Origin of the sequence: Ralstonia sp. 25C (genome assembly GCF_051904805.1) — a bacterium.
Classification (GTDB): Bacteria; Pseudomonadota; Gammaproteobacteria; order Burkholderiales; family Burkholderiaceae; genus Ralstonia.
Genome location: NZ_CP196738.1, coordinates 1,641,537 through 1,664,231, shown reverse-complemented (window position 1 = coordinate 1,664,231; position 22,695 = coordinate 1,641,537). Strand labels below are relative to the sequence as shown.

Sequence of the window (22,695 nt, the reverse complement as noted above, 5' to 3'; positions counted from 1 at the left end):
CCCGTCGAACCCACCCGCATGACAACCGCCCTGATGCTGCACCGCGCCGATGGCGCCCCGCTTTCAACTGCGTTCCGGCAAGCCGCCCTGAGCCCCGATGACCCGTTCGCGCAAGAACGTGAGATTGCCTGGGAAGGGCCGAACGCAATGAGCGCCGGCCGGGCAAGCTTTGTGGGCGAACGGGATGTCGCGCGCTTTCCGCATACGGAGACGCTTGCCGTCGTGGAGGGCGAACTCACGCTCACGGCGCCGGGCGCGGCACCGCAGGTGATTGGCGTGGGCGCTGGCGCGGTGATCGCTTCTGGCACAGCCGTGCGCATCGAGGCGGCTACCGGCGTTCGATTCGTGTTCTGCGCCGCAGGGGGTCATGCGCCCACCACGCCGGGGTTCATCCCGCTGCGTGCGGAGGCGGACTTCAAGCCATCGGGCGGTCCGGCTGCGGAGGTGCTGATTGGGCCGGCGCCGCAGTGCCGCAGCGACAACGTCTTCACCGACGAGCCAACGCAATACCGCGCCGGCACGTGGGATTCGACGCCCTACCACCGCATCGTTCGCCCGCATCCGGTGAACGAGTTCATGGTTGTGCTGGATGGCGGTGTGCGATTCGCCAGCCCCGATGACCCAGACGGCAGCGCGCTCTCCGTGGGCACGGGCGATGCCATCTTCGTGCCGCAGGGCGCCTCTATCGGGTGGGAGAGCACGGCGCGCGTCGCCAAGTTCTACGTGGTGCAAAACGCCCAGGCCTGAACGAACGAGGAAAGCGAGTGATGTCTCAACCGTTGCGCCTGATCGAGAGCGCCTCTCCCCTGCCTGCGCAAGCCGACGTTGTCGTGATCGGCGGCGGCATCATCGGCGTGTTTGCTGCCTACTACCTGGCCAAGCGCGGTGTTTCGGTGGCCGTGGTCGAAAAGGGCCGCATCGGTGCCGAACAGTCGAGCCGCAACTGGGGCTGGTGCCGCCAGCAAAACCGCGATGCGCGTGAGCTGCCGATGGCGACCAAGAGCCTGGAACTGTGGGAGCAGTTTGCCGCAGACACGGGGGAAGACACGGGCTTCCGCCGGTGCGGCCTGCTCTATCTCAGCAACGACGAAGACGAACTGGCCCGCTGGACGAAATGGCGCGATTTCGCCAGAACGGCCGGCGTGACCACACATATGCTGAGCAGCGCTGAAGCCTCTGAGCGCGGCCGGCTCACCGGTCGCGCGTGGAAGGGCGGCGTGTTCTCACCCAGCGACGGCACGGCGGACCCGGCCAAGGCAGCACCTGCGGTGGCCGCTGCGCTCATGCAGCTCGGTGGCACCGTGCACCAGAACTGCGCCGCACGGGGTATTGAACTCGAGGGCGGGCGCGTGTGCGGTGTCGTCACGGAAGCCGGCACCATCAAGACCCGCACCGTGGTGTTTGCGGGCGGCGCCTGGGCATCGTCGTTCTGTCGCCAATTGGGCATCCGCTTTCCGCAGGCGACGGTGCGCCAGTCCATCGTGCGCGTAACCGGGGTGACCGAGCCGGTGCCAGACGCCCTGCATACGGCGCGCGTGTCCATCACCCGCCGCAGCGATGGCAGCTACAACCTTGCTATCAGCGGGCGCGGACGCGTGGACCCGACGGCGCAGCTGCTGCGCTTCGCACCGCAGTTTCTGCCGATGTTCGCCAAGCGCTGGCGCAACGTGTTCCCCGGCGGGTTGGAAGGCATGCGCGCGGGCCACGAAACCCTCGCGCGGTGGCGGCTCGATGCCCCCACGCCCATGGAGCGCATGCGCATCCTCGACCCACGGCCCGATGCGGCAGCCGTCAGGCAAACCTACAGCCGCGCCGTCGAACTGCTGCCGGTGCTCGGCCAGGCGGGCATCGCCAATGCCTGGGCCGGTTTCGTCGACAACACGCCAGACGGTGTGCCCGGCATCGGTGAAGTGCCGGAGATCCCGGGCTTCATCCTCGCCGCAGGCTTCTCAGGCCACGGGTTCGGTATCGGCCCGGGTGCGGGCCATCTGATCGCCGATCTGGTGACGGGCGCAAAGCCGATCTTCGACCCCGCGCCCTATCACCCCGCGCGCTTCAAGCAGTCGGCCTGGGGCAAGGTGGCGGATTTCTAACGAATGAACATGGCTGCCGTTCAAGAACCTGATGGAGCGGCGGCCAGCGCGCGGCGTGCAACCTCGCAGAACCAGCGCACACCCAGTGGCAGCGCGTCGTCGTTAAAGTCGTAACAAGGGTGGTGCAACGGGTATTCGCCATCGGGGCCGGCGTCCGCACGACCTTGGCCGAGCCAGAGATAAGCGCCAGGCTTGCGCTGGAGCATGAAAGCGAAATCTTCCGAGGTGAACGCTGCACGAGGCGCCACCTGCGCCTGCAAGCCGATCGCCTGTGCCGCCTCCAACGCGAGCGCGGCTTCGGCTGGTGTGTTGATAGTGGCCGGGTAGTACCGGCGGTACTCCACCTCCACCTGTGTACCGCTGGCCAGCGCCATGCCATTGGCCGTGTCGCGCAAGGCCGCCTCAATGCGGTCTTGCGATGCGGCATCAAAGCTGCGCACCGTGCCGGTAATGCGCACTTCGGCCGGCAGCACGTTGTGGCTGTGTCCACCTTCGATGCGCGTGACGGACAGCACGGCCGATTCGTTGGGATCAATGCGGCGCGACACGATGGTGTGCAGCTGCGCCACAAGCTGGCTCGCCGCGAGGATGGCATCCGCCGTGTGGTGGGGCTGGGCCGCATGCCCGCCACGCCCGCGCACGGTGATGTCGAACCGGTCCGCCGCCGCCATGATCGGGCCCTGCCGCGTTTGCGCGTGGCCCAGCGGCAGGTCCGGCCAGTTGTGCAGCGCGTAGACGCTGTCGCACGGAAAGCGCTCGAACAGACCGTCTTCGATCATGCGGCGCGCGCCGGCCTGGCCCTCTTCGGCGGGCTGAAAGATGAAGTGGACGGTGCCGTCGACACCCGTGCGCGCCAGTTTGCGCGCGGCACCAATCAGCATGCTGGTGTGGCCGTCATGCCCACAGCCGTGGTGCTTGCCTTGCGTGCGACTGGCATGGGGGGACCTCCCCAGCTCCACCATCGGCAGCGCATCCATGTCGGCCCGCAGCGCGACACTGCGAGTGCCGCTACCGCCGCGCAACGTGCCGACTACGCCGGTACCACCAATGCCCTCTTCCACCGCCAAACCCAGCACACGCAGCGACTGCGCGACGATGCCGGCCGTACGGTGCTCTTCGTAGGCGATTTCCGGGTTGGCATGCAGATCGCGGCGCAACGCCACGAGATCCGGCAGCAGATCGGCCACCGGCTCCGCAATGGCGCCCGCCTTCATTTGCCGGCCTCCACTGCATCAGCCAGTTGTGCCAGCGTGTGGAAGTGATAGTCCGGCACGGTGTGCTCGGATTCGATGGTGCCGCCGGAGCCGCTCATGCCGTGGCGGCGTTCGATCCAGCAGGTGGTGATGCCCAGCCGCTTGGCGATGCCGATGTCGTGGTACTGGCTTTGCGCCACGTGCAGGTTGTCGGTTTGCTTGAAGCCCCACGCGCCTTCGTAGCGGCCGCGTGCATAAGCGAAATAGCGCGCGTCGGGCTTCTCGCACAGGGCGTCGTCACAGCTGAGCAGCAGGTCGAACGGCGAGCCCAGCGTGCGCTGGAAATGTTCGAGTGCCCACGACTGCGCATTGGTCATGGTGACCAGCTTGAAGTGCTTGCGCAGCCGCTGCAGCGCCTCGACCGAATCGGGAAATGCCGGCCATTCGGCCACGGAATCGCGAAAGCCCCGCGCCAGTGCGTCGCTATCGGGCAGACCAAGCTGCTGCGCGACGATGTGCCAGCACGGCACGAGATCGTCGGGGTACCACTCGGTCTGGCCTCGCTTGCGCGCTGCCCGGTAGGCGCCGAGAAAATCCTCGTCCGTGACCTTGCTGTCGGGCACGGCACTGCGGAGGTAGGCGAGCATGCCGCCCTCGAAGTCGATCAACGTCCCGACGACGTCGAAGGTCAGTACTTTGAAATCGCGAAGGGCCATGCGCCTGCTCCTGAGGGGGTGGATGTCAAAACGAACGCGTGTGGCAAGCCACCCGCTGCATGACATCAAGCTTAGAAGCAGCGGCGCAGACGATGTTACCGTTCGCGCCGCACTGCACGGTAGTGAATTGCGTTTTGGCCGGTCAATCGGCGTGATTGTGGGCAGGGCCGCCCATGTTGGGGAAATGGCGAAATAGCGGGCACGACAAGGAAATCGCCCGAGCGCTGGACGTTGCCGAAAGCACCGTCAAGATCACGTGTAGAACGGTTAATCCTGTAGCCGACGCTCATGGCTGGGCGCGTACCCAAACTGCGCCCGATACGCCTTGCTGAAGTGGCATTGCGAATGAAAGCCGCAGACCGCCGTCACACGGGCAATAGAGGCGTTCGTGGTCCGCAGTAGATCGCGTGCGCGCTTGAGCCGCAACGTCAGGTAGTAATGCGTAGGCGACACGTTCAGATAGCACTTGAACATCCGCTGCAGGTGCCGCTGCGACAGATTCACCAGCCGCGTCAGCTCTTCGAGCGAGAGCGGTTCTTCAATGTTTGCTTCCATCAATCGCAGCACTTCGATCAGTTCGGTCCGCAGGGCACCTACGCGCATGTCCACCGGAATCGGTTGCACATCGGTCGTGCCTCGGATGCGCTCCAGCACGAACTGCTCCGCCACCTGTGCCGCCATGCGCTGCCCGAAGCGCATGCCGACGAGATTCAGCATCATGTCGATCGGCGCGGTACCGCCCGTGCACGTCAGCCGATCGCGGTCCACCACAAACAGCTCATCGGCAAACTGCACGTGCGGAAACGCCTCTTGCAGCGCCGTGCGGTTCTCCCAATGGACGGAACAGCGGTATCCGTCCAGCAGTTGCGCCTGCATCAACGCATAGGCGCCCGTGCAGATACCGCCCAGCGGTATGCCGCGCTGCGCGGTCGCGGCCAGCATGTCGCACAACTCGGCATCCACTACGTCGCGGATGCGCGTACCACCGCACACGACCATCACGTCGGGCAGTTGCGTCGCGTCTACGGGGCGCGTGGGGTGGACTTCAATGCCGTTGCTCGCCTTTACTGTCGTACCAGTGGGCGAATAGATCGACCACGTGTAATGCTCTGCGCGCCCGACGTAATTGGCCATGCGCAGCACTTCCACCGCGCTGGAGAACGCGATCATCGAGAAGTTCGGCAGGGTCAAAAATCCGAAATGCGCGAGGGTCGGCATCGACCGTGAAGCGCTGGCGCGCGGGGCCTCCAGCGCAGCAACAGCAGACGACATATCGGTCTCCTGATAAGCGAACGCGATGCGCGCGGCCCCACCACGGCCGCCGCGGGCACCAGCAAGACGTCGGGGAAGGTCGCCGCCGGAAGCTCAGGCCGGCGGCGCGGCAGATCAGGTTTGCGCTGGCTGTGCCTTGGCGCTGAACAGTTGCTTCAGCCCAGGGAACATCGCCGTTTTCGGCGCGCCAGGCGCGCGCCCGAAGCTCTCGGTGATACGGTCCAGCATGATCGCCAGCAGCACCACGGACAGGCCGCTTTCAAAGCCGAGGCCGATATCCAGCCGCTGGATACTCGCGAGCACCTCATTGCCCAGGCCGCCCGCTCCCACCATCGACGCGATGATCACCATCGACAGTGCCATCATGATGGTCTGGTTGACGCCTTGCATGATCGACGGCAGCGCATTGGGAATCTGCACCTTGTACAGCAGCTGGCGCGGCGTGCAGCCGAAGGCTAAGCCAGCCTCGACAAGCTCCATATTGACTTGGCGGATGCCAAGGCTCGTCAGTCGCACGGCCGGCGGCATGGCAAAAATCACCGTCGACAGAATGCCCGGCACGCGGCCCAGGCCGAACAGCATCGCCGCGGGAATCAGGTAGACGAAAGCGGGCATCGTCTGCATGAGGTCCAGGATGGGGCGAACAATGGCCGCCACCGCGCGGTTGCGCGCCGCCCAGATCCCCAGTGGCACACCAAGCGCCAGACTGATGATGGTGGACGACAACGTCAGGCCCAGCGTGATGACGGTCTGGCCCCAAAAGCCCGTGGCCGAGATGACGAACAGCGACGCCGCAGTGAACAGTGCGAATCGCCAGCCAACACGCCAAAGCCCAATACCGATGAAGAACGCCATCATGGCCCACATCGGAACGGCCTGCAGACCGTGCTCGATCCACTCGGCAAGCCCTTCAATGGCGCGCCCAACTGTATCGAACGCAGCGGCGTCATGGTCCAACAGGTAGTGAACAGCCTGGTCAACCCAATGGCCGATGGGGAGCGTGTCAGACATGATGGCCTCGCGAGCGCGTGATGGCTTTCAGGATGAGGGCACGGCTGACCGAGCCACGGTAGCAGCCGTCGTGATCGACCACCGGCAATGCGTTGGGGTTCTCGACCACTCGTTCGACCACGTGCTCGAGCGACGCATCGTGGCGGATGCTCTCCACCGGTTGCACGTTGGGCGCGGCAGCGCGCGTGACGCAACCACGAACGCGGCGTTGCATATCGAGCACGAAGGCGTAGTCGACGCTGCCGTTCAGCGTGGCGGCAATGCTGGCGGCGTCGAGCTTCGAAACAACCGGCACGGCGTCCGTCTGCATCAGGTCGCCTGCGGTGAGGTATCGGCTGGTGTCGATGCCATCGAAGAAGGTGCGGACGTAGTCGTTGGCGGGGTTGCTGATGATCTCCTGCGGCGTGCCCACCTGCACGAGGCGACCGCCCTCCATGATGGCGATCCGGCTGCCGATACGCAGTGCCTCTTCCAGGTCGTGCGACACGAACATGATCGTGCGCCGGTGGTCCTTCTGCAGCTGCAGCAGCACGTTCTGCATTTCCTTGCGCTTGAGCGGGTCCAGCGCCGAGAACGCCTCGTCCATGATCATCAGCGACGGATTGACGGTCAGCGCACGTGCCAGGCCCACACGCTGCTGCATGCCGCCCGACAGCTCACGCGGCAACTTCTGCGCGAAGGCCGCCAAGCCCACCTGCTCCAGCACCACCATGGCGCGGCGCTCTCGCTCAGCCCGGCCGACGCCGGCCACTTCCAGCCCAAACGCAGCGTTCGACAGCACGGTGCGCTGCGGCATCAGCGCAAACGACTGGAACACCATGCTCATATCCGTACGGCGCAACGCGATCAGCTCAGAACGGCTCACGGTGGCCACGTCGCGGCCTCCAATCAGGATCTTGCCGGCGGTCGGCTCCACCAGACGGTTGACCAACCGGATCAGTGTCGACTTGCCCGAACCAGACAGGCCCATCAACACAAAAATCTCGCCTTCCTGCACGTCAAACGACACGTCATGCACGCCGACGACCTGACCGGTCCGGCGGAACACTTCATCTTTCGTTGACCCGGCAGCGAGCATGTCAAACGCCTGACGCGGGTTGCTGCCAAATACCTTGCTCAGACCTTCGACTACCACCTTGGGACTATTCATCGAAACCTTCTCCTGGTACTGACCCACACGTCACATGGCGTGCTGCCGGAATGCCTTGGCAACTGCTTTTTGCGCATTGCAAACGGGCCGGTGCGATTCCCCTACATGGTTGCCAAAAGCCGCCATCGTCTGCCGACGATTTCCGACAACTGCTTGTTCAAATGCGACAGCCGAAACGCCCTGCAACGATAGCGGACATCCGCTTGTTCCCGAGCGACACCGACCTTAAAAAAACGGCAGGCAAGTCCCAGCGATTGCCCTGCATCAAGGTTGGCGGCTCAATACCAGCCCAGTGGCGATTCGGTTCTATCGGTGCCGCCGCCCACCCTGCTTTACTGCGCGCATGGCCGGCGCTTGTCAACCTGCGGCGCCGGCGTCCAACCCGAAAAAGGAATCGCATGGACGCGCCATCCCGTTCGCCATCCTTCATCCTGACGCTGACCTGCCCGAGCGGCCCCGGCCAGGTAGCTGCCGTTGTCGGCCTGCTCGAGCGCCACCGCTGCTACATCGACGAGCTGACCGTCTTTGACGACGACCTCAGCCAGCGCTTCTTCGTCCGCTGCGTGTTCCACCCGACCGGCGCCGATAGCCTGCACATCGACCTACTGCGCCGTGAGTTCACGCCCATTGCAGCATCGTTCGGCATGCAATGGTCCATCCACGATGCCCGGGCCCGACCGAAGGTGCTGATCATGGTGTCGAAGCTGGAACATTGCCTGGCCGATCTGCTGTTCCGGTGGAGGATGGGTGAGCTGAAAATGGACATCGTCGGCATTGCATCCAACCACCCAGACCTGGAGCCGCTCGCTCGCCAACATGGCTTGCCGTTCCGCCATTTCCCCATCGCCCCGGAGACCAAAGCGCAGCAGGAAGCGCAGTGGCTCGACCTGTTCGAATCCAGTGGCGCAGAACTGGTGATTCTCGCGCGGTACATGCAGGTGCTCTCGCCGGAGACCAGTGCCAAGCTGGTCAACCGCGCCATCAACATCCACCACTCGTTCCTGCCAGGGTTCAAAGGTGCCAAGCCCTATCACCAGGCCCATGCGCGCGGCGTCAAGCTGATCGGTGCCACGGCGCATTTCGTCACGGATGACCTTGATGAGGGTCCGATCATCGAGCAGGTCGTGGAGCGCGTCGACCACTCCTATCGGCCGGAACAACTTCTGGCGGTCGGCCGCGATGTGGAATGCCTGACGCTATCGCGCGCGGTGAAGGCGTTCATCGAGCGCAAGGTGTTCCTCAACGGCGACCGAACTGTCGTGTTCCAGTAAGCATCACGCCAACCGCAAACCGGCCACGATCGCGGTGCGAACGTGGCCGGTGTTTTTTTCTTGTCTTGGCGCGTGGGGCTATTGCGATTGCGCGCCCTCAAGCCAGCCGCTCACACGGTCGGCATGCGCGGCAATCCACGCATCAGCTGCGGCGTCTGGCTTGGTACCGTTCTGAATGGCCAGCATCACGCTGTCAATCTCGCCCGGCTTCCACTGGAATTTCTTGAGAAATGCCACCACGGGTTTCGCTTTCGTCTCCAAACCCGGATTCACCACGTTGTCGACATGTTCAGCATCGCCAAACACTTTCTTGGGATCCTCCAGGAAACGCAGCTTCCACTTGGCGAACATCCAGTGCGGCGCCCAGCCCGTCACGATCACCGGCTTTTTCGCGTTCATCGAGCGCGCCAGCTCTGCCGTCATTGCGCTGCCGGAACTGGGCATGAGTGAGTAACTCAGCCCATAGGCCTTGATCGCGTCGTCCGTCTTGCGCATCACGCCCGCCCCGGCATCAATGCCGACGATCCGCCCCTCGAACGCTGCCTTGTTCGCGTTCAGGTCATCAATGCTCTTCGCGCTGACGGCGTCCGGCACAATCAGGCCGATGCGCGCATCGGTAAAGTTCGGACCGAGGTTGACCACTTTGGTCTTGAACTGGTCCCAATACGCACCCTGGGTGACAGGCAGCCACGCCGACAACGTCGCATCCAGATCGCCCCGCGCAACGCCCTGCCACATCACCCCTGCCGCCACCGGGACGAGCTGCACTGGATACCCCAGCTTCTTTTCAATGATGCGGGCCGCCACGTTGGTGGTGGCAACACTGTCGTCCCATCCTTCGACATAGCCGATCTTCAGGGCGGGCTTTGTCGCGCCGAGTGCGAGCGCGCTCCACGTCAACATCACCGATGCGGCACTGGCAAAAACCAGCTTTTCGAGAAACTTCATGGTGCTTCCTCCTATATTCCGCGTTTGGGCGCGGTTGTTTACTGACGACCCACAGTCGCAATCCGTGGCTGGCGTTCGGCACCCACGCGGGGATACCGACGCCGGCTTCTATTTGTCAATCACCAGATCCGACAACGGTTTGCTGCAACACAGCAACACCATCCCCTGGTCGATTTCACGCTGGCGGATGCCGCCGTTGTGCTTCATATCCACCTGGCCAGACACGAGCTTGACCTTGCAAGTACCGCACATCCCCTGCGTGCAGGACGCCGGCAGACGCACGCCGGCCTGGCGCGCCGCCTCCAGCACATGCTGGCTGGAACCGCAGGCGATCTCGCGGCCGCTCTTTGCAAAGCTGATGCTGAACTGCGGCGCGGTGGCATCCGCGTCCATCGCAGGTGCGACGTCCGGAGCCGGCATATCGGCGGCAGCCTCGGCCATCAGGGATTCAAACGAGAAGCTCTCTTCGTGATAGTGCGCACGATCGAAACCGGCCTCATCCAGCAAACCGCGCACGGCTTTCATATAGGGCGCGGGGCCGCAGGTGAAGATCTCGCGCTCCATGAAATCCGGCGCGATCAGCTTCAACAACGGCAGCGACAGAAAACCTGTGATGCCCGGCCAATTGGTGCGAGCACCAACGCGTTCCACCACAAACGCGGCACGGAAGTTCGTGTGATTTGCCGCGATGAGATCCAGCTCACGCGCAAAGATGATGTCGTCAGGCGTACGCGCACTGTGCACAAACACGATGTCGCGGTCTTCAGCTAGATCGTGATGGGCGCGGCTCATCGACATCAACGGCGTGACACCCGATCCCGCCGAGAGAAACAGGTACTTGCGTGCCGGATGCCGGGCACACGTGAATTCGCCCGCCGGGCCAAGCACGCGTATCGCCATGCCGGGCTGGAGGTTGTCATGCAGCCAGTTCGACACCTTACCGCCCGGCACACGCTTGACGGTGATGGACAGCGTGTGCGGCCGCGCGGGCGACGACGAAATCGTGTAGCACCGGTTGATCGTCTCGCCGTCGATCTCCAGCTCGAGCGTGATGAACTGGCCCGGCTCGAACGAGAACGCATGGCCACGCGGCGAACGGAAAAAGAAGCTCTTCACATCGTGCGTTTCTTGCCGGACGTGACAGCACACCAGGGTTTCTTCAACGTCGCTCGTCCAGCGTTCTGGCAATACAGCCCAGAACGCTGGCCGCGTCACACGGCTGTCCATCAGATCGAATTGGCCCGCATCTCGCATCATGTCGTGCTCCCGCTCTCAGGCTGACTGCGCCGTTTCGATCTGCTCGGCCAGCCGGGCGATGTACCAGGCGGAGAACTTCTCGACGAGACCTTCGGTGTACGGGGAATACGGTCCCGGCTCGTACGCGCTGCTCTCCGACCCGCGCTGCGAATACTCCACCAGCGCACGATCCTGATCGTTCGTCGCATTCCACACGGCGGTCAGGTTCTTCACGTCATAGTCGACACCTTCCACCGCGTCTTTGTGCACCAGCCATTTGGTGCGCACCAGCGTCTCGCCGGCCGACAGTGGAATCACCGAGAACGCCACGATGTGGTCGCTCATGAAGTGGTTCCACGAATTCGGCTGCGTCCAGAACGACAGCCCGCCGAGGTCCGCCTGTTTGAAGCCACCAAGCAGTTTCTTTGACGCAACCCTGCCGTCAAGCGTCTGTGATTCACCGCTGCGGTCCAGCGGCAGGCGTTGCGTGCGGAAGCCGGTGGTATCAAGTAGCCGCTCGATCTCTTCCGACGGCAAGCCCATCTCGGCCCACTGCTTGCCACGGGTGATGCACGTCTGCACAAAGGCGTCCATGCCTTCGGCGTTGGCGTCGGAGCGCTGATAGCCGAAACCATACTCGTACAGCGACACCGTCAGTTCCGGGTGGTTGGCCACGCAGTGATAGCACTCGCGGTTGTTTTCCAGCGTCAGCTTCCAGTTGCCCTTTTCGATGATGTCGACCTGCGCGGCGATCTTCGTGTTGGGCAGATCGTGCGGCAGCAGGTAGGGCTCCATCGCCTCGCGCATCGCCGAAAAATCAGGCGGATTGTCCGCCAGGCAGATGAAGATCAAGCCCGCCAGATTTTGCACATGCACCGGCTTGAGGCTGTGCTTGCAGCGGTCGAACTTTTCGCCCATGTGCTCGGCAAACATCAGCTGGCCGGTCAGGTTGTACGTCCAGCTGTGATACGGGCAGACAATGTTGCCCACCGTGCCCTTGTCCGCATTGCACAGGCGTGCGCCCCGATGCCGGCATACGTTGTGAAAAGCGCGGATGGCCATGTCGTCGTCGCGCACGACGAGGATGGAATCACTGCCCAGCTCCACCGTCACATAGTCACCCGGCTCCGGCACGTCCGGCTCCACCGCGACCTGGATCCAGTGCTGGCGGAAAATGGCCTCCATATCAAGCGCGAAAATCGCTTCGCTATGGTAGAAGGGCGCCTCAAGGCTGTAGCCGGCTTTGCGCCGTTCGATCAACGCACGAATATCTGCCGATACTTTCATTGTCTGCTCCGGACTCCTTGCATCCTTGGTTCTTGCGACAGGCCCTAGTAATCGATGAGTTGATGCTCGCGCAAATAGGCGAGGATCACTTGTGCTTTTTCGACGGAAGTTCCTTCAATTACGACGTTGCCGCCGCGGCTTTCCGTGGTGGTGGCTGACAGCATCCGGGCATGTCCGGAGCGCTTTTCCGCAGCCACGAGCTTCACCGGTTTGCGCTCAACGGGGCCGATCTTCCACGCGGCCGCCTGCGCATCCGCCCCAGGCGCCACCCGCGTCGGCCGGATAACGCCGGCACGCAACCGGGCATAGGCGTAACGCGGCTGGGCATTCGCCAGTGGATGCACTGCCACCACAGCCGGCAACGTGGTTTCCACGCGCCGTCGTACGCCCTTGGGGAGGAACTGTCGAATCGCCGCATGGCCGTTGTCGATCGACACGTCCACAGCCTGCCCCACCAGCGAATATCCGAGCGCCTCGGCAACGCGGTAAGGGAGCATCCCGGTGTCGTACGCGCCTTCCGCGCGCGTGCCGGTGAGGACGAGGTCGCAGCCTTGCAGACGTTCCGCGATGGCGGCCGCCGCGTCATCTCCGTCGTCGCAAGCCAGTAAGACGATTTCCTTTGCCCCCAGCGCAAGATATTCAGACAGCGCGGGGTTGTCCGGGTCACCCGCATGGATGACATCCAATTGGGCCAAGTGGCGGTCGGCGAGCTGACGACCGATCTCCAGGGCGACTGCGTCGTTGCGGCTATAGCGTGCCGCGCCGCTGACCGGATGGCGTCCAACCGATACCAGCACGGCAAAACGCTTCAACTTTCGGGGCGCGTTCATGCTGCGATTTCCTCCGCTTCACGGCGTTCTACAGCGGCCGCGGGCTGACCACGCTGTGCGCGTGCGGCCTGTACTTGATCAATCAGCGCGGCGATGATTGCCTTAGCATCCCCCACTACAGTCAGGTCTGCGCGCTTGGCAATCGGCGCGCTGCCGTCCAGATTCACCGCGATCACATGGCGGCAGTCCTTGATGCCCTGCAAATGCTGTACGGCGCCGGAGATACCGAACGCGATGTAGACGCTTGCCTCCACCGTCTTGCCCGTGGCACCAACCTGCTTGTCGCGCGTGAAGTGGCCGTTATCGACTGCCACGCGGCTTGCGGCGATTGCCGCACCAAAGGCGCCGGCCAGTCGCTCGAACGCACCAATGTCCGACACGCCGTTGCCGGCTGACACGATGAAGTCCGCTTCTTCAAGAGCGACCTGTGCGGCATCGACTTCCTCCAGCCCGAGGTCCCGCATGCGTTGCGCGGCGGCGGCTGAAGAAGCCAGGAAGTCGGCGCAGACATGCTCACCAGCCCCAACGAACGGCAGCTTCGCCTCTACAGCATTGGGCGCCAGTAGGATGACTTCAGGAAGCGTCCGGGTGGCAAAAGCACGTTTCGCCAGGGTATATGCACCAACGTGCTGCGCGTCGATCTCGACCACGTGCGTGGCCACACTTGCGCTGGAAGATGCCGCATATCGACGGCCCAGGTCTCCGTCGCCGGTTGCGTTGTCGGGGAGAAAAACGTGCTTGGGTGTAAAGGCCGCCACGCACGCCTGCACAACCCGGAGTTCCTGCTCCGGTGCGAACACACGGCGGTCGAACTCCGGCAGCACGACAACTTTGTCGGCGCCCAACGCAGCCGCGTCGTCCTTCCATTCGCCAAACACGAGCAGTACCACTTCGGTCTGCGCGTCTGCCAGCAGCGCTGCGGCGGCCACTGCCTGGCGGGCGTGATCATCCAGCGCACCGCGATCGGTATGGGTGACCACAAGCAGCGCGTGTGCCGGCGCATTCAATGCGCGGCGCGGCTTGGCAGTTGTGCCATGTGCACGGGCCGGCCAGTGATCGGCGCCGGTGCCCGCACTGCCCACCTCACCCAGCGTGATGCGCTTGAGGCCAGCGGCCGTGATGATGAACGGCCGGCGCGGATCGATTCGTTTGATCGTATGCATCGACTCACTCCAGCGAGGCAGCAACGAGTTCAGCCACATCCAGCACATCGGGCCGCGGACCAACAACACCCTCCAGCATGGCCGTGCAGTTGGGGCATGCCACGGCAACCACCTCGGCATTGATCGCCCGTGCATCGGCGATACGGATGTCCGGAATGCGCTGCTTGCCGGGAATGTCCGTCAACGGGGCCCCGCCACCACCGCCGCAGCAGCGGCCGCGCAGCCCGCTGCGCTCCATTTCCATGACTTGAATGCCGATCGACTTCAACAGCTTGCGCGGCGCTTCGGTCTCGCCGCTGTAGCGGCCGAGGTAGCAGGGGTCGTGATACGTGGTGCGTTTTTCGCGCAACGCATCGACGGCCTTGGGCGCAATCTTTCCGGTTGCGGCGAGCTCTGCCAGATACGTGGTGTGATGCTTGACCGTGACACGCAAGCCCAGCGCGCGATATTCGTTGCGCAGGCTGTGCAAGACGTGCGGGTCCGCCGTCACGATCTGCTGGTATGAGAGCGTGTTCAGCGTGCCGATGAGCCGCTTTGCCATCTGCTGGAACGTCGCCTCGTCGCCAAGCCGGCGCGCTACGTCACCGGTATCGGTTTCTACGCCGCCCAGCACCGCGTAGTTAACGCCGGCCTTGTTCAGCACCTTGACGAAAGCGCGCAGCGTCCGCTGATAGCGCATTTCGAAAGCGCCCTCGCCCGCCACGAACAGCACATCGACCGGCTTGCCTGGCTGCGCAATTGGGGCATTCAGGTCGACCGCCCAGTCGTAGCGCGCTGCCGTGTCGTAGCCGCCCATCGTGCCGGTTTCGCGCAGGTTGGCCAGCACTTCTGGGCCCTTGCCCGGCACGGCGCCATGCACCAGGTTCTGGTTGCGGCGCATATCGACAATTGCGTCGACGTGCTCGATCAGCATCGGACATTCCTGCACGCAGGCGCGGCACGTTGTACATGACCACAGCGTTTGCGCTTCGATCAAGCCGGAGACGATTGCGCCGTTCGGCTCGCCACGATGCTGACCGACCGCGATGCCCGGCGTTGGGCTCCCGGCATAGGCCGCATCTGTTCCACCCGCCATGCCAACTACAAGGTCCTGGATCAGTTTCTTGGGGTTCAACGGCTGGCCCGAGGCAAACGCCGGACACGCGGCCTCGCACTTACCGCACTGCACACACGCGTCGAAGCTCAGCAGCTGGTTCCAGCGGAATTCGACCGGCTTGGCGACGCCGTACTCCTGGCGCTCGATCTCGGGGAGCTTGAGCGCAGTCGGTGGAGTGGCGGTGCCGCCGCCGGTGTACGACGCTGACGAACCGGCAAAGCGCTCCTGGCGTGGATGGAACGCTAGATGCATCAACCCGGCAATCGCATGCTTCATCGGGCCTCCCTGAGCGGCACCGAACGTCATGGCGAACGCCCCTACGCCGATCAGCAAAGCACAGAGCACGGCAAACGCGCCCGACATCGTGCTGGTCGGCACCATCATGTACAGCACAAGACCCAGCGCAAACGCGCCGAGCAGCCACGGCAACGTATTCCACGGCCCACGCGACAACCGCGCCGGCATATCCGTCGCCGCGCGGCGACGCCAAACAAACACCACCCCGATCAGCATGGTGAGCGCCGCCAGCAAGATCAGCCGATCCAACCATGGCGAATAGATCGCAAACCCATAGTTGACGAACACGAGTGCCAGTGCCGCAATCGCGCCGCCCGCCGTTGCAACGTGGGTCTTGGCGATGTACGGGTCGCGCGCGACAACGTGATGCAGATCCACGAAGTAGCGCTTCGGAATAGCGAATAGGTTCGCCACGCTGAACGCGCCGGGCGCCGTAGCCCGCCCGAGCCGCCAGTAGGACGCGCGCTTCGCCACGGCAAACGCGAGCCCCGCCACCGACAGCCACAGCAATGCGGTAATCAGGAAGGACGGATTCATGGCGTCAGAAATCCTTCGTCAGGCGCAGCGCGTCGTAAATCGCGCCGTGGATGTTGTGCATGGAGATGCAGTCGCCAATGCGAAACAGCAGGAAGCGCCCGTTGCCGAGTTCTTCCGACAGCCAGGGTTGCGGCTCTGCGGCAAAGAGCTTGTGCACGTCGACCTGGCCGAGATTCAGCGATTCCGGCTTGAGCTTCCAGTACAAGTCATCGTTGGGCACGATGCCGTTCTCGATGACAACCTGATCGACCGCGCGCTCCTCCTGTTCTTCGGTGTACTCGTTGCGCAGCACAGCGATGGTCTTGCCGTCCTCCTGGTACACGCGGTCAAGCCAGTAGTTGGGGGTCTGGATTACGCCCTGCGCATACAGTCGCCGATAAAAGATCGGGAACGTCGTACCGCCGCAGTCGTCAGCCACCTTGACGTCGGGCGTGACGATTTCGACCTTCGACCCGCGGCTCGCAATGAAATCCGCCACCCCAGATCCAGCATGCGTGCTGACGCCGTCGTACACGAGTACGTTCTGTTTCGGCTCCACCTTGCCGGACAGGATGTCCCACGAGCTGACGGCCAGCCCCTCTGCAACACCCCACGCCGGCACCTGACCGGTGAAGCTCGATCCGCCCGTCGCCAGCACGATGATGTCCGGCTTTTCCGCCATGATCATCTTCGTATCGGCCGCAACGCCAAGCCGCCTGTCCACGCCGAGCCGCTTTGTTTCCATGTCGAACCAGCGCACGATGCCGGCCATCTGCTCGCGCTGCGGCGCCTTGGCTGCCAGCAGAATCTGGCCGCCGACTTCGTGGTGTTTCTCGAACAGCACCACGTCATGCCCGCGCGAACGCGCTACGCGTGCGGCTTCCAACCCCGCCGGTCCGGCACCGACCACCACTACCTTGCGTTTGGGGCCGCGCGATTTCTCGATGACGTGCGGCATCGTTTCCTCACGCGAAGTGGCCGCGTTCTGGATGCACAACACGTCCAGGCCGTTGTACTGGCGGTCGATACAGTAGTTGGCGCCCACGCATTGCTTGATCTCGTCTTCGCGACCATCGCGAATCTTGATCACCATGTGCGGATCAGCCATCTGCGCACGCGTCATGCCAACGAGGTCGATCATTCCGCTGGCCAGCAGCCGTTCCGCCTGGCCGGCATCGCGAATGCTCTGTGCGTGCATGATGGGCAGCTTGACCACCGACTTGATGCCGGCGGCAAGATGCACAAACGGCTCGGGCGGCAGCGCCATCGGCGGCATGCAGTTCGCCAGGGTGTTGTGGGTGTCCGCACCGGAGCCGATCACGCCGAGATAATCGATCAGCCCCGTTTCGGCCATGGCCTGTGCGATCTCCTTCAACTGCGCGTGATCCAGGCCGTCTTCGTGGAACTCGTCACCGCACATCCGCAGGCCAACGCAGAAATCCTTGCCGACCGCTTCGCGCACGGCTTTCAGCACTTCAACGCCGAAGCGCAGACGATTCTCCAGGGTGCCGCCCCACTCGTCCGTGCGGTGGTTGGTGCGCGGGCTCCAGAACTGGTCAACCAGATGCTGGTGCGCGGCGGAGATTTCGATGCCGTCCATACCCGCCGCCTTCACGCGCTTGGCTGCCGCAGCGAAGTCGCCGATGATCCGGCGGATCTCTTCCACCTCGATGATCTTGGCGTTGCCACGGTGCACTGGCTCGCGCACGCCAGAGGGCGACATCAGATGCGGCCAGTGCTCGCCGTGGAACGCCGAGCGTCGGCCCATATGCGTGGCCTGGATCATGATCTTCGCGCCATGGCGATGCATGGCTTCTGCCAGCCGCGCCAGCGGATCGATGACCTTGTCCGTCGCCAGGTTCACGGATTTCCACCAGCCTTGCGGGCTGTCGATCGACACCGGGCTCGAACCGCCACACACGGCAAGGCCAACACCACCCTTCGCCTTCTCCTCGTAGTAGCGGATATAGCGCTCGCCCGGCAGGCCGCTTGGTTCCGCATACACCTCCGCATGCGCGGTACTGACGACCCGGTTCCGCAGCGTGAGCTGGTTGAGCTGCAAGGGCTTGAACAAGTGGGGATAGCGCATCGCTAGCGGCCTCTGGTATTCGTGATTCTGGTCTTGCGGATGGGGACGGTGCCGCCGCGTCAGTGCGCGATTGGCGAGACCTCGAAGATGCAGTGGTCATGCCCCTCGGCAGCGCACTGCACCTCCTTCGACTGCGCACGCGGCGCGCTCTCGCCCTGCGGGGTGTTGTCGTTCACCCAGTCCATGGCACCCGCAAACCAGCCGGCGAACATGTAGCAAAGCTTGCCTTCCTTGCCGGGTTGCGCGAGCACGAACGACGAGTGACATAGCTCGATCCGGGCATGCGCACGAGCGGGGTCGGCTTCCAAAATCGAGAACAGTCCCCAACCGCGTTGCGACAGCCGCTTCAGGTAGTGCTCGAACACCGCCATCCCCTGCATGCCGTGCAGCTTGGCTTCCTTGTCGCACCAGTGGTAGGCGGATTTGTAGCCGGCCTTGTAGAGGATCTCGGCATAGGTGTCGCGGCCCAGCGCGTCTTCCACAGCCGTGTGGTTGTTCGTGAAGAAATGGCGCGGCACGTACAGCATCGGCAACGCATCGGTGGTCCAAACGCCTGTGTTCGGGTCAACGTGGATGGGCAGTTGAGGTTGCATGTGTGGCTCCGTGAGGAAGAATGTCGGCCCCCGCCTGATCGCAGGCGCGGCCTTGCCCGCGCACCCCGCGCAACTTGCGCGGGCACGTCCGGCTTCTTGTTAGTGAAATGGCTCGTTCGGGCTGCGCCTATGCGCCCCACACATCCTTGAACACGCGCACCCAGTTCTCGCCCATGATCTTGCGGATGCGCGTTTCCTTCCAACCGTGTCGTTCCATCGCGGCGGTCAGATTCGGGAATTCGCCGATCGTGCGAATGCCATCCGGATTGATCACCTTGCCGAAGTTCGTGAGCTGGCGATAACGGCCCTTGTCATGCGTCAGCATGTCGAAGAACTCCTTCGCAAAATCCTGCGTGAAATCCGTGCCGATGCCGACCGCGTCTTCGCCGATCAGGTTCACGACGTAGTCGATCGCCTCGATGTAGTCGTCGATGTTCGCCTCGATGCCGCGCTTGAGAAACGGCGCGAACATCGTCACGCCTACAAAGCCACCCGCATCGGCAATTTCCTTGAGCTGCGCATCGCTCTTATTGCGTGGATGCTCTTTCAGACCCGATGGCAAGCAGTGCGAGTAGCACACCGGCTTCTTCGAGAACGCGATCGCTTCCGACGACGTATTGCCGCCCACATGCGACAGGTCAACCATGATGCCGACGCGGTTCATCTCGGTGATCACCTCGCGGCCAAAGTCCGACAAGCCGCCGTCGCGCTCGTAGCAGCCGGTGCCGACCAGGTTCTGCGTGTTGTAGCAAAGCTGGACGACACGCACGCCCATGTCGGCAAACGCTTCGATGTAGCCGAGGTTGTCCTCAAACGCATGCGCGTTCTGGAAGCCCAGGATGATCCCGATTTTGCCGTCCTTCTTCGCGCGGAAGATGTCGTCCGTCGTGCGCACGAGTGTGAGCAACTCGCCGTTGTCGCGGATCTTCTGCTTCATCACGCCGATGTTGTCGACGGTCTTGGTGAAGTTCTCCCACACCGACACGGTGCAGTTGGCGGCGGTAATGCCGCCTTTTCGCATGTCTTCAAAGACCGGCCGCTCGAATTTCGAGATGTTCAGACCGTCGATGATGATGCTGTCTTGGTGCAGCGTTCCCATGGTGGCTCCAGCGCGTTCGGTCATCAGGTCAGTAGATCGGGAAGCGGTCGCACAGCGCGAAGATCTCGCGGCGCACGCGTTGCTCGGTGGCCTGGTCGCCCTCCGGGTTGGCGCGCAGCGCTTCGAATACTTGCAGGATCAGCCGGCCGACCAGCTCGAATTCCGGAACACCAAAGCCGCGCGTGGTTGCGGCAGGCGCGCCAAGGCGGATGCCCGACGTAATGGAGGGTTTCTCGGTATCGAACGGGATACCGTTCTTGTTGCAGGTGATGCCCGCGCGCTCCAGCGCCTGTTCCACCTGCGTGCCCTTGAGCCCCTTGGGCCGCAGGTCGACGAGCAGCAGATGGTTATCGGTGCCACCCGTAACCAGGTCCACGCCACCGGCCTTCAGCACCTCGCCGAGCGCCTTGGCGTTGGCCAGCACGTTGTCGATGTAGGTCTTGAATTCGGGCCGGAGCGCTTCGCCAAACGCAACCGCCTTGCCGGCAATCACGTGCATCAGCGGGCCGCCCTGCAAACCCGGAAACACGGCTGAGTTGATCTTCTTGGCGATGTCTTCGTCGTTCGTCAGCACAAAGCCGCCGCGCGGGCCACGCAGCGTCTTGTGCGTGGTGGAGGTGACGACGTGGGCATGGTCCACCGGGTTCTCATGACGCCCTGCGGCAATCACGCCGGCGATGTGCGCCATGTCGACCATCAGCTTGGCGCCCACGCTGTCAGCAATCGCGCGAAAGCGAGCAAAGTCCAGTTTGCGCGGGTAGGCCGAGAAGCCGGCGATGATCAGGCTGGGCTTGTGCTCGCGTGCCAGCGCTTCGACCTGGTCATAGTCGATCAGCAGCGTGTCGCGGTTCACGCCGTACTGCACTGCGTTGAACCACTTACCCGACAGCGCGGGCTTGGCACCATGCGTGAGGTGGCCACCGGCGTCGAGCGACATACCGAGCACCGTATCGCCCGGCTTGGTCAGCGCCAGCATCACCGCGCCATTTGCCTGCGCTCCGGAGTGTGGCTGCACGTTGGCGAAACCGGCATTGAACAGCTGCTTCACGCGGTCAATGGCAAGCGCTTCCACCTCGTCGGCATATTCGCACCCGCCGTAGTAACGCTTGCCCGGATAGCCCTCTGCATACTTGTTGGTAAAGACCGAACCCTGCGCCTCCAGTACCGCGCGCGAGACGATGTTTTCCGAGGCAATCAGCTCCACCTGCGACTGCTGCCGTTCGAGTTCCTTCAGGAGGGTGCTGCGCACCGGCGCGTCGCGCTCGGCAAGGGGCTGCGAGAAGAAAGACTGCGTGTTCGACATGGGGCTTCCGTGATTGGTTGGGGGCTGGCCGAAGGCTTGCAGAACCGGCTTGCAAACCAACGGTGCCGAGCGTTCTTGTCTGGTCAACGCTGCGTGGTTGACGGCTCTATTCTTGACGCCGGCATTCTTCGTCGATTGACGAATTCAGACGTGTTCTTTTCCTTTTCCGCCATTCGCGTCCGTTTTGTACAAATTCAGAATCGAGCACCCAGGCACGCGCACATGGCTACACGTGCATGCCGCATCGCAGCAAGTGCGCGCACCACGACCGTGCCTGTCGCGCGGCATAGGTGCGCCTTCTCACGCATCAGGTGCAACGTGTTGTCACTCCTGCGCGTTTCACCCCGTTGAGTAGGGTTTCGCCGTATGGCCCGATAGTTGCAATCCCTCTATCAATAAGCGACAGAGCCTTAGCCGGTACCAGGGATTACCTGGACCCAACGGCCAACTGAAATCAAGGAACGCCCCCATGTCCTCCGACCGAACTGCGTCGCTGCAGCACTTCGCGTTCATGCCGCTGCCCAACTTCACGATGATCGCGTTCACCAATGCGATCGAAGTCTTGCGCATGGCGAACTATCTGAGCGGTCAGGAGCTGTACCGCTGGTCCATCGTTAGCCCCGAGGGCGGGCCAGTTGCGGCCAGCAACGGGCTGGCGATCGATACCAAACCGGCAGACAGCATCGATCGGCCCGATATCGTTTTTGTCTGCGGCGGTATCGACGTGCAACGCGCGACCACTGCCACGCACCTCTCGGCACTGCGGCGTGCTGCGCGCGAGGGCATCCTCCTGGGCAGCCTGTGCACCGGCACGTATGCGCTGGCCAAGTCGGGCCTGCTGGCCGGCTACGCCTGCGCCATTCACTGGGAAAACATGTCGGCGCTGAAAGAGGAGTTTCCCGACACGCGTTTTCTGAAGGAGCTTTTCGTCGTCGACCGCGACCGCGTGACCTGCACCGGGGGCGTGGCACCGCTCGACATGATGCTGAACCTGATTGCCAAGCGGATCGGCACGGCCCGTGTCACGCAGATCGCCGAGCAGTTCATCGTTGAACACGTGCGGGACACGGGGGCGCAGCAGAAAATGCCGCTGGTGGCGCGCCTGGGCTCCGCCAACAAATCGCTGTTCGAGGTGGTCTCTCTGATGGAGAACAACATCGAAGAGCCGCTGTCGCGTGAGGAGCTTGCACGGCTGGCCAGCATGTCACAGCGCCAGTTGCAGCGCCTGTTTCGCGACCACCTGGGGATGACGCCAACGCATTACTACCTGACACTGCGCCTGCGCCGCGCGCGCGAGCTGCTGCTCCAGACGGACATGTCGATCATGCACATCACGATGGCATGCGGCTTTCAGTCAGCCTGCCATTTCAGCAAGAGCTATCGCGATGCCTTCGGCGTGGCGCCCACGCGAGAACGCCGCGCGCAAGCGGCCCCGCTGGCGCGCACTTCGACGCCCACCGTATCGCCGTCGTATTCCGCTCAGGTGATGTACGCCGGCTGATCCGACTACCGCCATCCAATAAAAAAAGGGC

The 22,695-nt window shown here is 63.4% G+C and carries 19 protein-coding genes; 4 read left to right on the top strand and 15 right to left on the bottom strand.

The window, feature by feature from the left end:
• Window positions 1-18 precede the first annotated feature (18 nt).
• Both ACS7SF_RS25970 and ACS7SF_RS25965 read left to right on the top strand, forming a co-directional pair.
• A complete protein-coding gene (locus ACS7SF_RS25970; RefSeq protein ID WP_439893334.1) occupies window positions 19-747 on the top strand; it encodes a cupin domain-containing protein in 729 nt (242 codons plus the stop codon).
• A 20-nt stretch (window positions 748-767) separates the two neighbouring features.
• Complete coding sequence (locus tag ACS7SF_RS25965) at window positions 768-2,093, top strand: NAD(P)/FAD-dependent oxidoreductase (protein ID WP_439893333.1); 1,326 nt, start codon at window positions 768-770, stop codon at window positions 2,091-2,093.
• A gap of 20 nt (window positions 2,094-2,113) precedes the next feature.
• On the opposite strand, the gene ACS7SF_RS25960 is transcribed toward ACS7SF_RS25965, so the two are convergent.
• The 5 genes from ACS7SF_RS25960 to ACS7SF_RS25940 form a co-directional block, all read right to left on the bottom strand.
• A complete protein-coding gene (locus ACS7SF_RS25960; protein WP_439893332.1) occupies window positions 2,114-3,307 on the bottom strand; it encodes an amidohydrolase in 1,194 nt (397 codons plus the stop codon).
• Window positions 3,304-4,002, bottom strand: a complete 699-nt coding sequence (locus ACS7SF_RS25955) for an HAD-IA family hydrolase (RefSeq protein ID WP_439893331.1) — start codon at window positions 4,000-4,002, stop codon at window positions 3,304-3,306. Before ACS7SF_RS25955 ends, ACS7SF_RS25960 begins: the two co-directional genes overlap by 4 nt.
• Before the next feature lie 267 nt (window positions 4,003-4,269).
• Window positions 4,270-5,274 carry a GlxA family transcriptional regulator gene (locus ACS7SF_RS25950; RefSeq protein ID WP_439893330.1) on the bottom strand — a complete coding sequence of 335 codons (1,005 nt, stop codon included), beginning with the start codon at window positions 5,272-5,274 and terminating at the stop codon, window positions 4,270-4,272.
• 114 nt (window positions 5,275-5,388) lie between these two features.
• Window positions 5,389-6,285, bottom strand: a complete 897-nt coding sequence (gene choW, locus ACS7SF_RS25945; protein ID WP_439893329.1) for a choline ABC transporter permease subunit — start codon at window positions 6,283-6,285, stop codon at window positions 5,389-5,391.
• Window positions 6,278-7,435: a quaternary amine ABC transporter ATP-binding protein gene (locus ACS7SF_RS25940; protein ID WP_439893328.1), complete on the bottom strand. Its 1,158-nt coding sequence runs from the start codon at window positions 7,433-7,435 to the stop codon at window positions 6,278-6,280. The genes choW and ACS7SF_RS25940 overlap by 8 nt, the downstream gene beginning before the upstream one ends.
• Before the next feature lie 398 nt (window positions 7,436-7,833).
• On the opposite strand from ACS7SF_RS25940, the gene purU reads away from it, so the two are divergent.
• Window positions 7,834-8,706 (top strand): formyltetrahydrofolate deformylase, encoded by an 873-nt coding sequence (gene purU / locus ACS7SF_RS25935; RefSeq protein WP_439893327.1) that lies wholly within the window; start codon window positions 7,834-7,836, stop codon window positions 8,704-8,706.
• A gap of 78 nt (window positions 8,707-8,784) precedes the next feature.
• Here the strand turns inward: purU and ACS7SF_RS25930 are convergent, their stop codons facing one another.
• The 10 genes from ACS7SF_RS25930 to ACS7SF_RS25885 all read right to left on the bottom strand — a co-directional run bounded on the left by ACS7SF_RS25930 (window position 8,785) and on the right by ACS7SF_RS25885 (window position 21,163).
• Window positions 8,785-9,654 carry a glycine betaine ABC transporter substrate-binding protein gene (locus ACS7SF_RS25930; protein ID WP_439893326.1) on the bottom strand — a complete coding sequence of 290 codons (870 nt, stop codon included), beginning with the start codon at window positions 9,652-9,654 and terminating at the stop codon, window positions 8,785-8,787.
• 108 nt (window positions 9,655-9,762) lie between these two features.
• The gene (locus ACS7SF_RS25925; RefSeq protein WP_439893325.1) at window positions 9,763-10,911 is read right to left on the bottom strand and encodes an FAD-binding oxidoreductase; all 1,149 of its coding nucleotides are present in this window, start codon (window positions 10,909-10,911) and stop codon (window positions 9,763-9,765) included.
• A gap of 15 nt (window positions 10,912-10,926) precedes the next feature.
• A complete protein-coding gene (locus tag ACS7SF_RS25920; RefSeq protein ID WP_439893324.1) occupies window positions 10,927-12,177 on the bottom strand; it encodes an aromatic ring-hydroxylating oxygenase subunit alpha in 1,251 nt (416 codons plus the stop codon).
• 44 nt (window positions 12,178-12,221) lie between these two features.
• Window positions 12,222-13,007: an electron transfer flavoprotein subunit beta/FixA family protein gene (locus ACS7SF_RS25915; protein WP_439893323.1), complete on the bottom strand. Its 786-nt coding sequence runs from the start codon at window positions 13,005-13,007 to the stop codon at window positions 12,222-12,224.
• Window positions 13,004-14,170 carry an electron transfer flavoprotein subunit alpha/FixB family protein gene (locus ACS7SF_RS25910; protein ID WP_439893322.1) on the bottom strand — a complete coding sequence of 389 codons (1,167 nt, stop codon included), beginning with the start codon at window positions 14,168-14,170 and terminating at the stop codon, window positions 13,004-13,006. Before ACS7SF_RS25910 ends, ACS7SF_RS25915 begins: the two co-directional genes overlap by 4 nt.
• Before the next feature lie 4 nt (window positions 14,171-14,174).
• Complete coding sequence (locus ACS7SF_RS25905) at window positions 14,175-16,100, bottom strand: (Fe-S)-binding protein (RefSeq protein ID WP_439893321.1); 1,926 nt, start codon at window positions 16,098-16,100, stop codon at window positions 14,175-14,177.
• A 4-nt stretch (window positions 16,101-16,104) separates the two neighbouring features.
• Window positions 16,105-18,168: an FAD-dependent oxidoreductase gene (locus ACS7SF_RS25900; protein ID WP_439893320.1), complete on the bottom strand. Its 2,064-nt coding sequence runs from the start codon at window positions 18,166-18,168 to the stop codon at window positions 16,105-16,107.
• A 59-nt stretch (window positions 18,169-18,227) separates the two neighbouring features.
• Window positions 18,228-18,761, bottom strand: a complete 534-nt coding sequence (locus ACS7SF_RS25895) for a DUF5943 domain-containing protein (protein WP_439893319.1) — start codon at window positions 18,759-18,761, stop codon at window positions 18,228-18,230.
• A gap of 127 nt (window positions 18,762-18,888) precedes the next feature.
• Window positions 18,889-19,860, bottom strand: coding sequence for a dipeptidase (locus ACS7SF_RS25890; protein ID WP_439893318.1), 972 nt, complete (start codon window positions 19,858-19,860; stop codon window positions 18,889-18,891).
• Window positions 19,861-19,888: 28 nt separating this feature from the next.
• Window positions 19,889-21,163, bottom strand: a complete 1,275-nt coding sequence (locus ACS7SF_RS25885; RefSeq protein WP_439893317.1) for a serine hydroxymethyltransferase — start codon at window positions 21,161-21,163, stop codon at window positions 19,889-19,891.
• Window positions 21,164-21,632: 469 nt separating this feature from the next.
• Between ACS7SF_RS25885 and ACS7SF_RS25880 the strand changes: the two genes are divergently transcribed.
• Window positions 21,633-22,664 carry a GlxA family transcriptional regulator gene (locus tag ACS7SF_RS25880; protein ID WP_439893316.1) on the top strand — a complete coding sequence of 344 codons (1,032 nt, stop codon included), beginning with the start codon at window positions 21,633-21,635 and terminating at the stop codon, window positions 22,662-22,664.
• The last annotated feature ends 31 nt before the right edge of the window (window positions 22,665-22,695 follow it).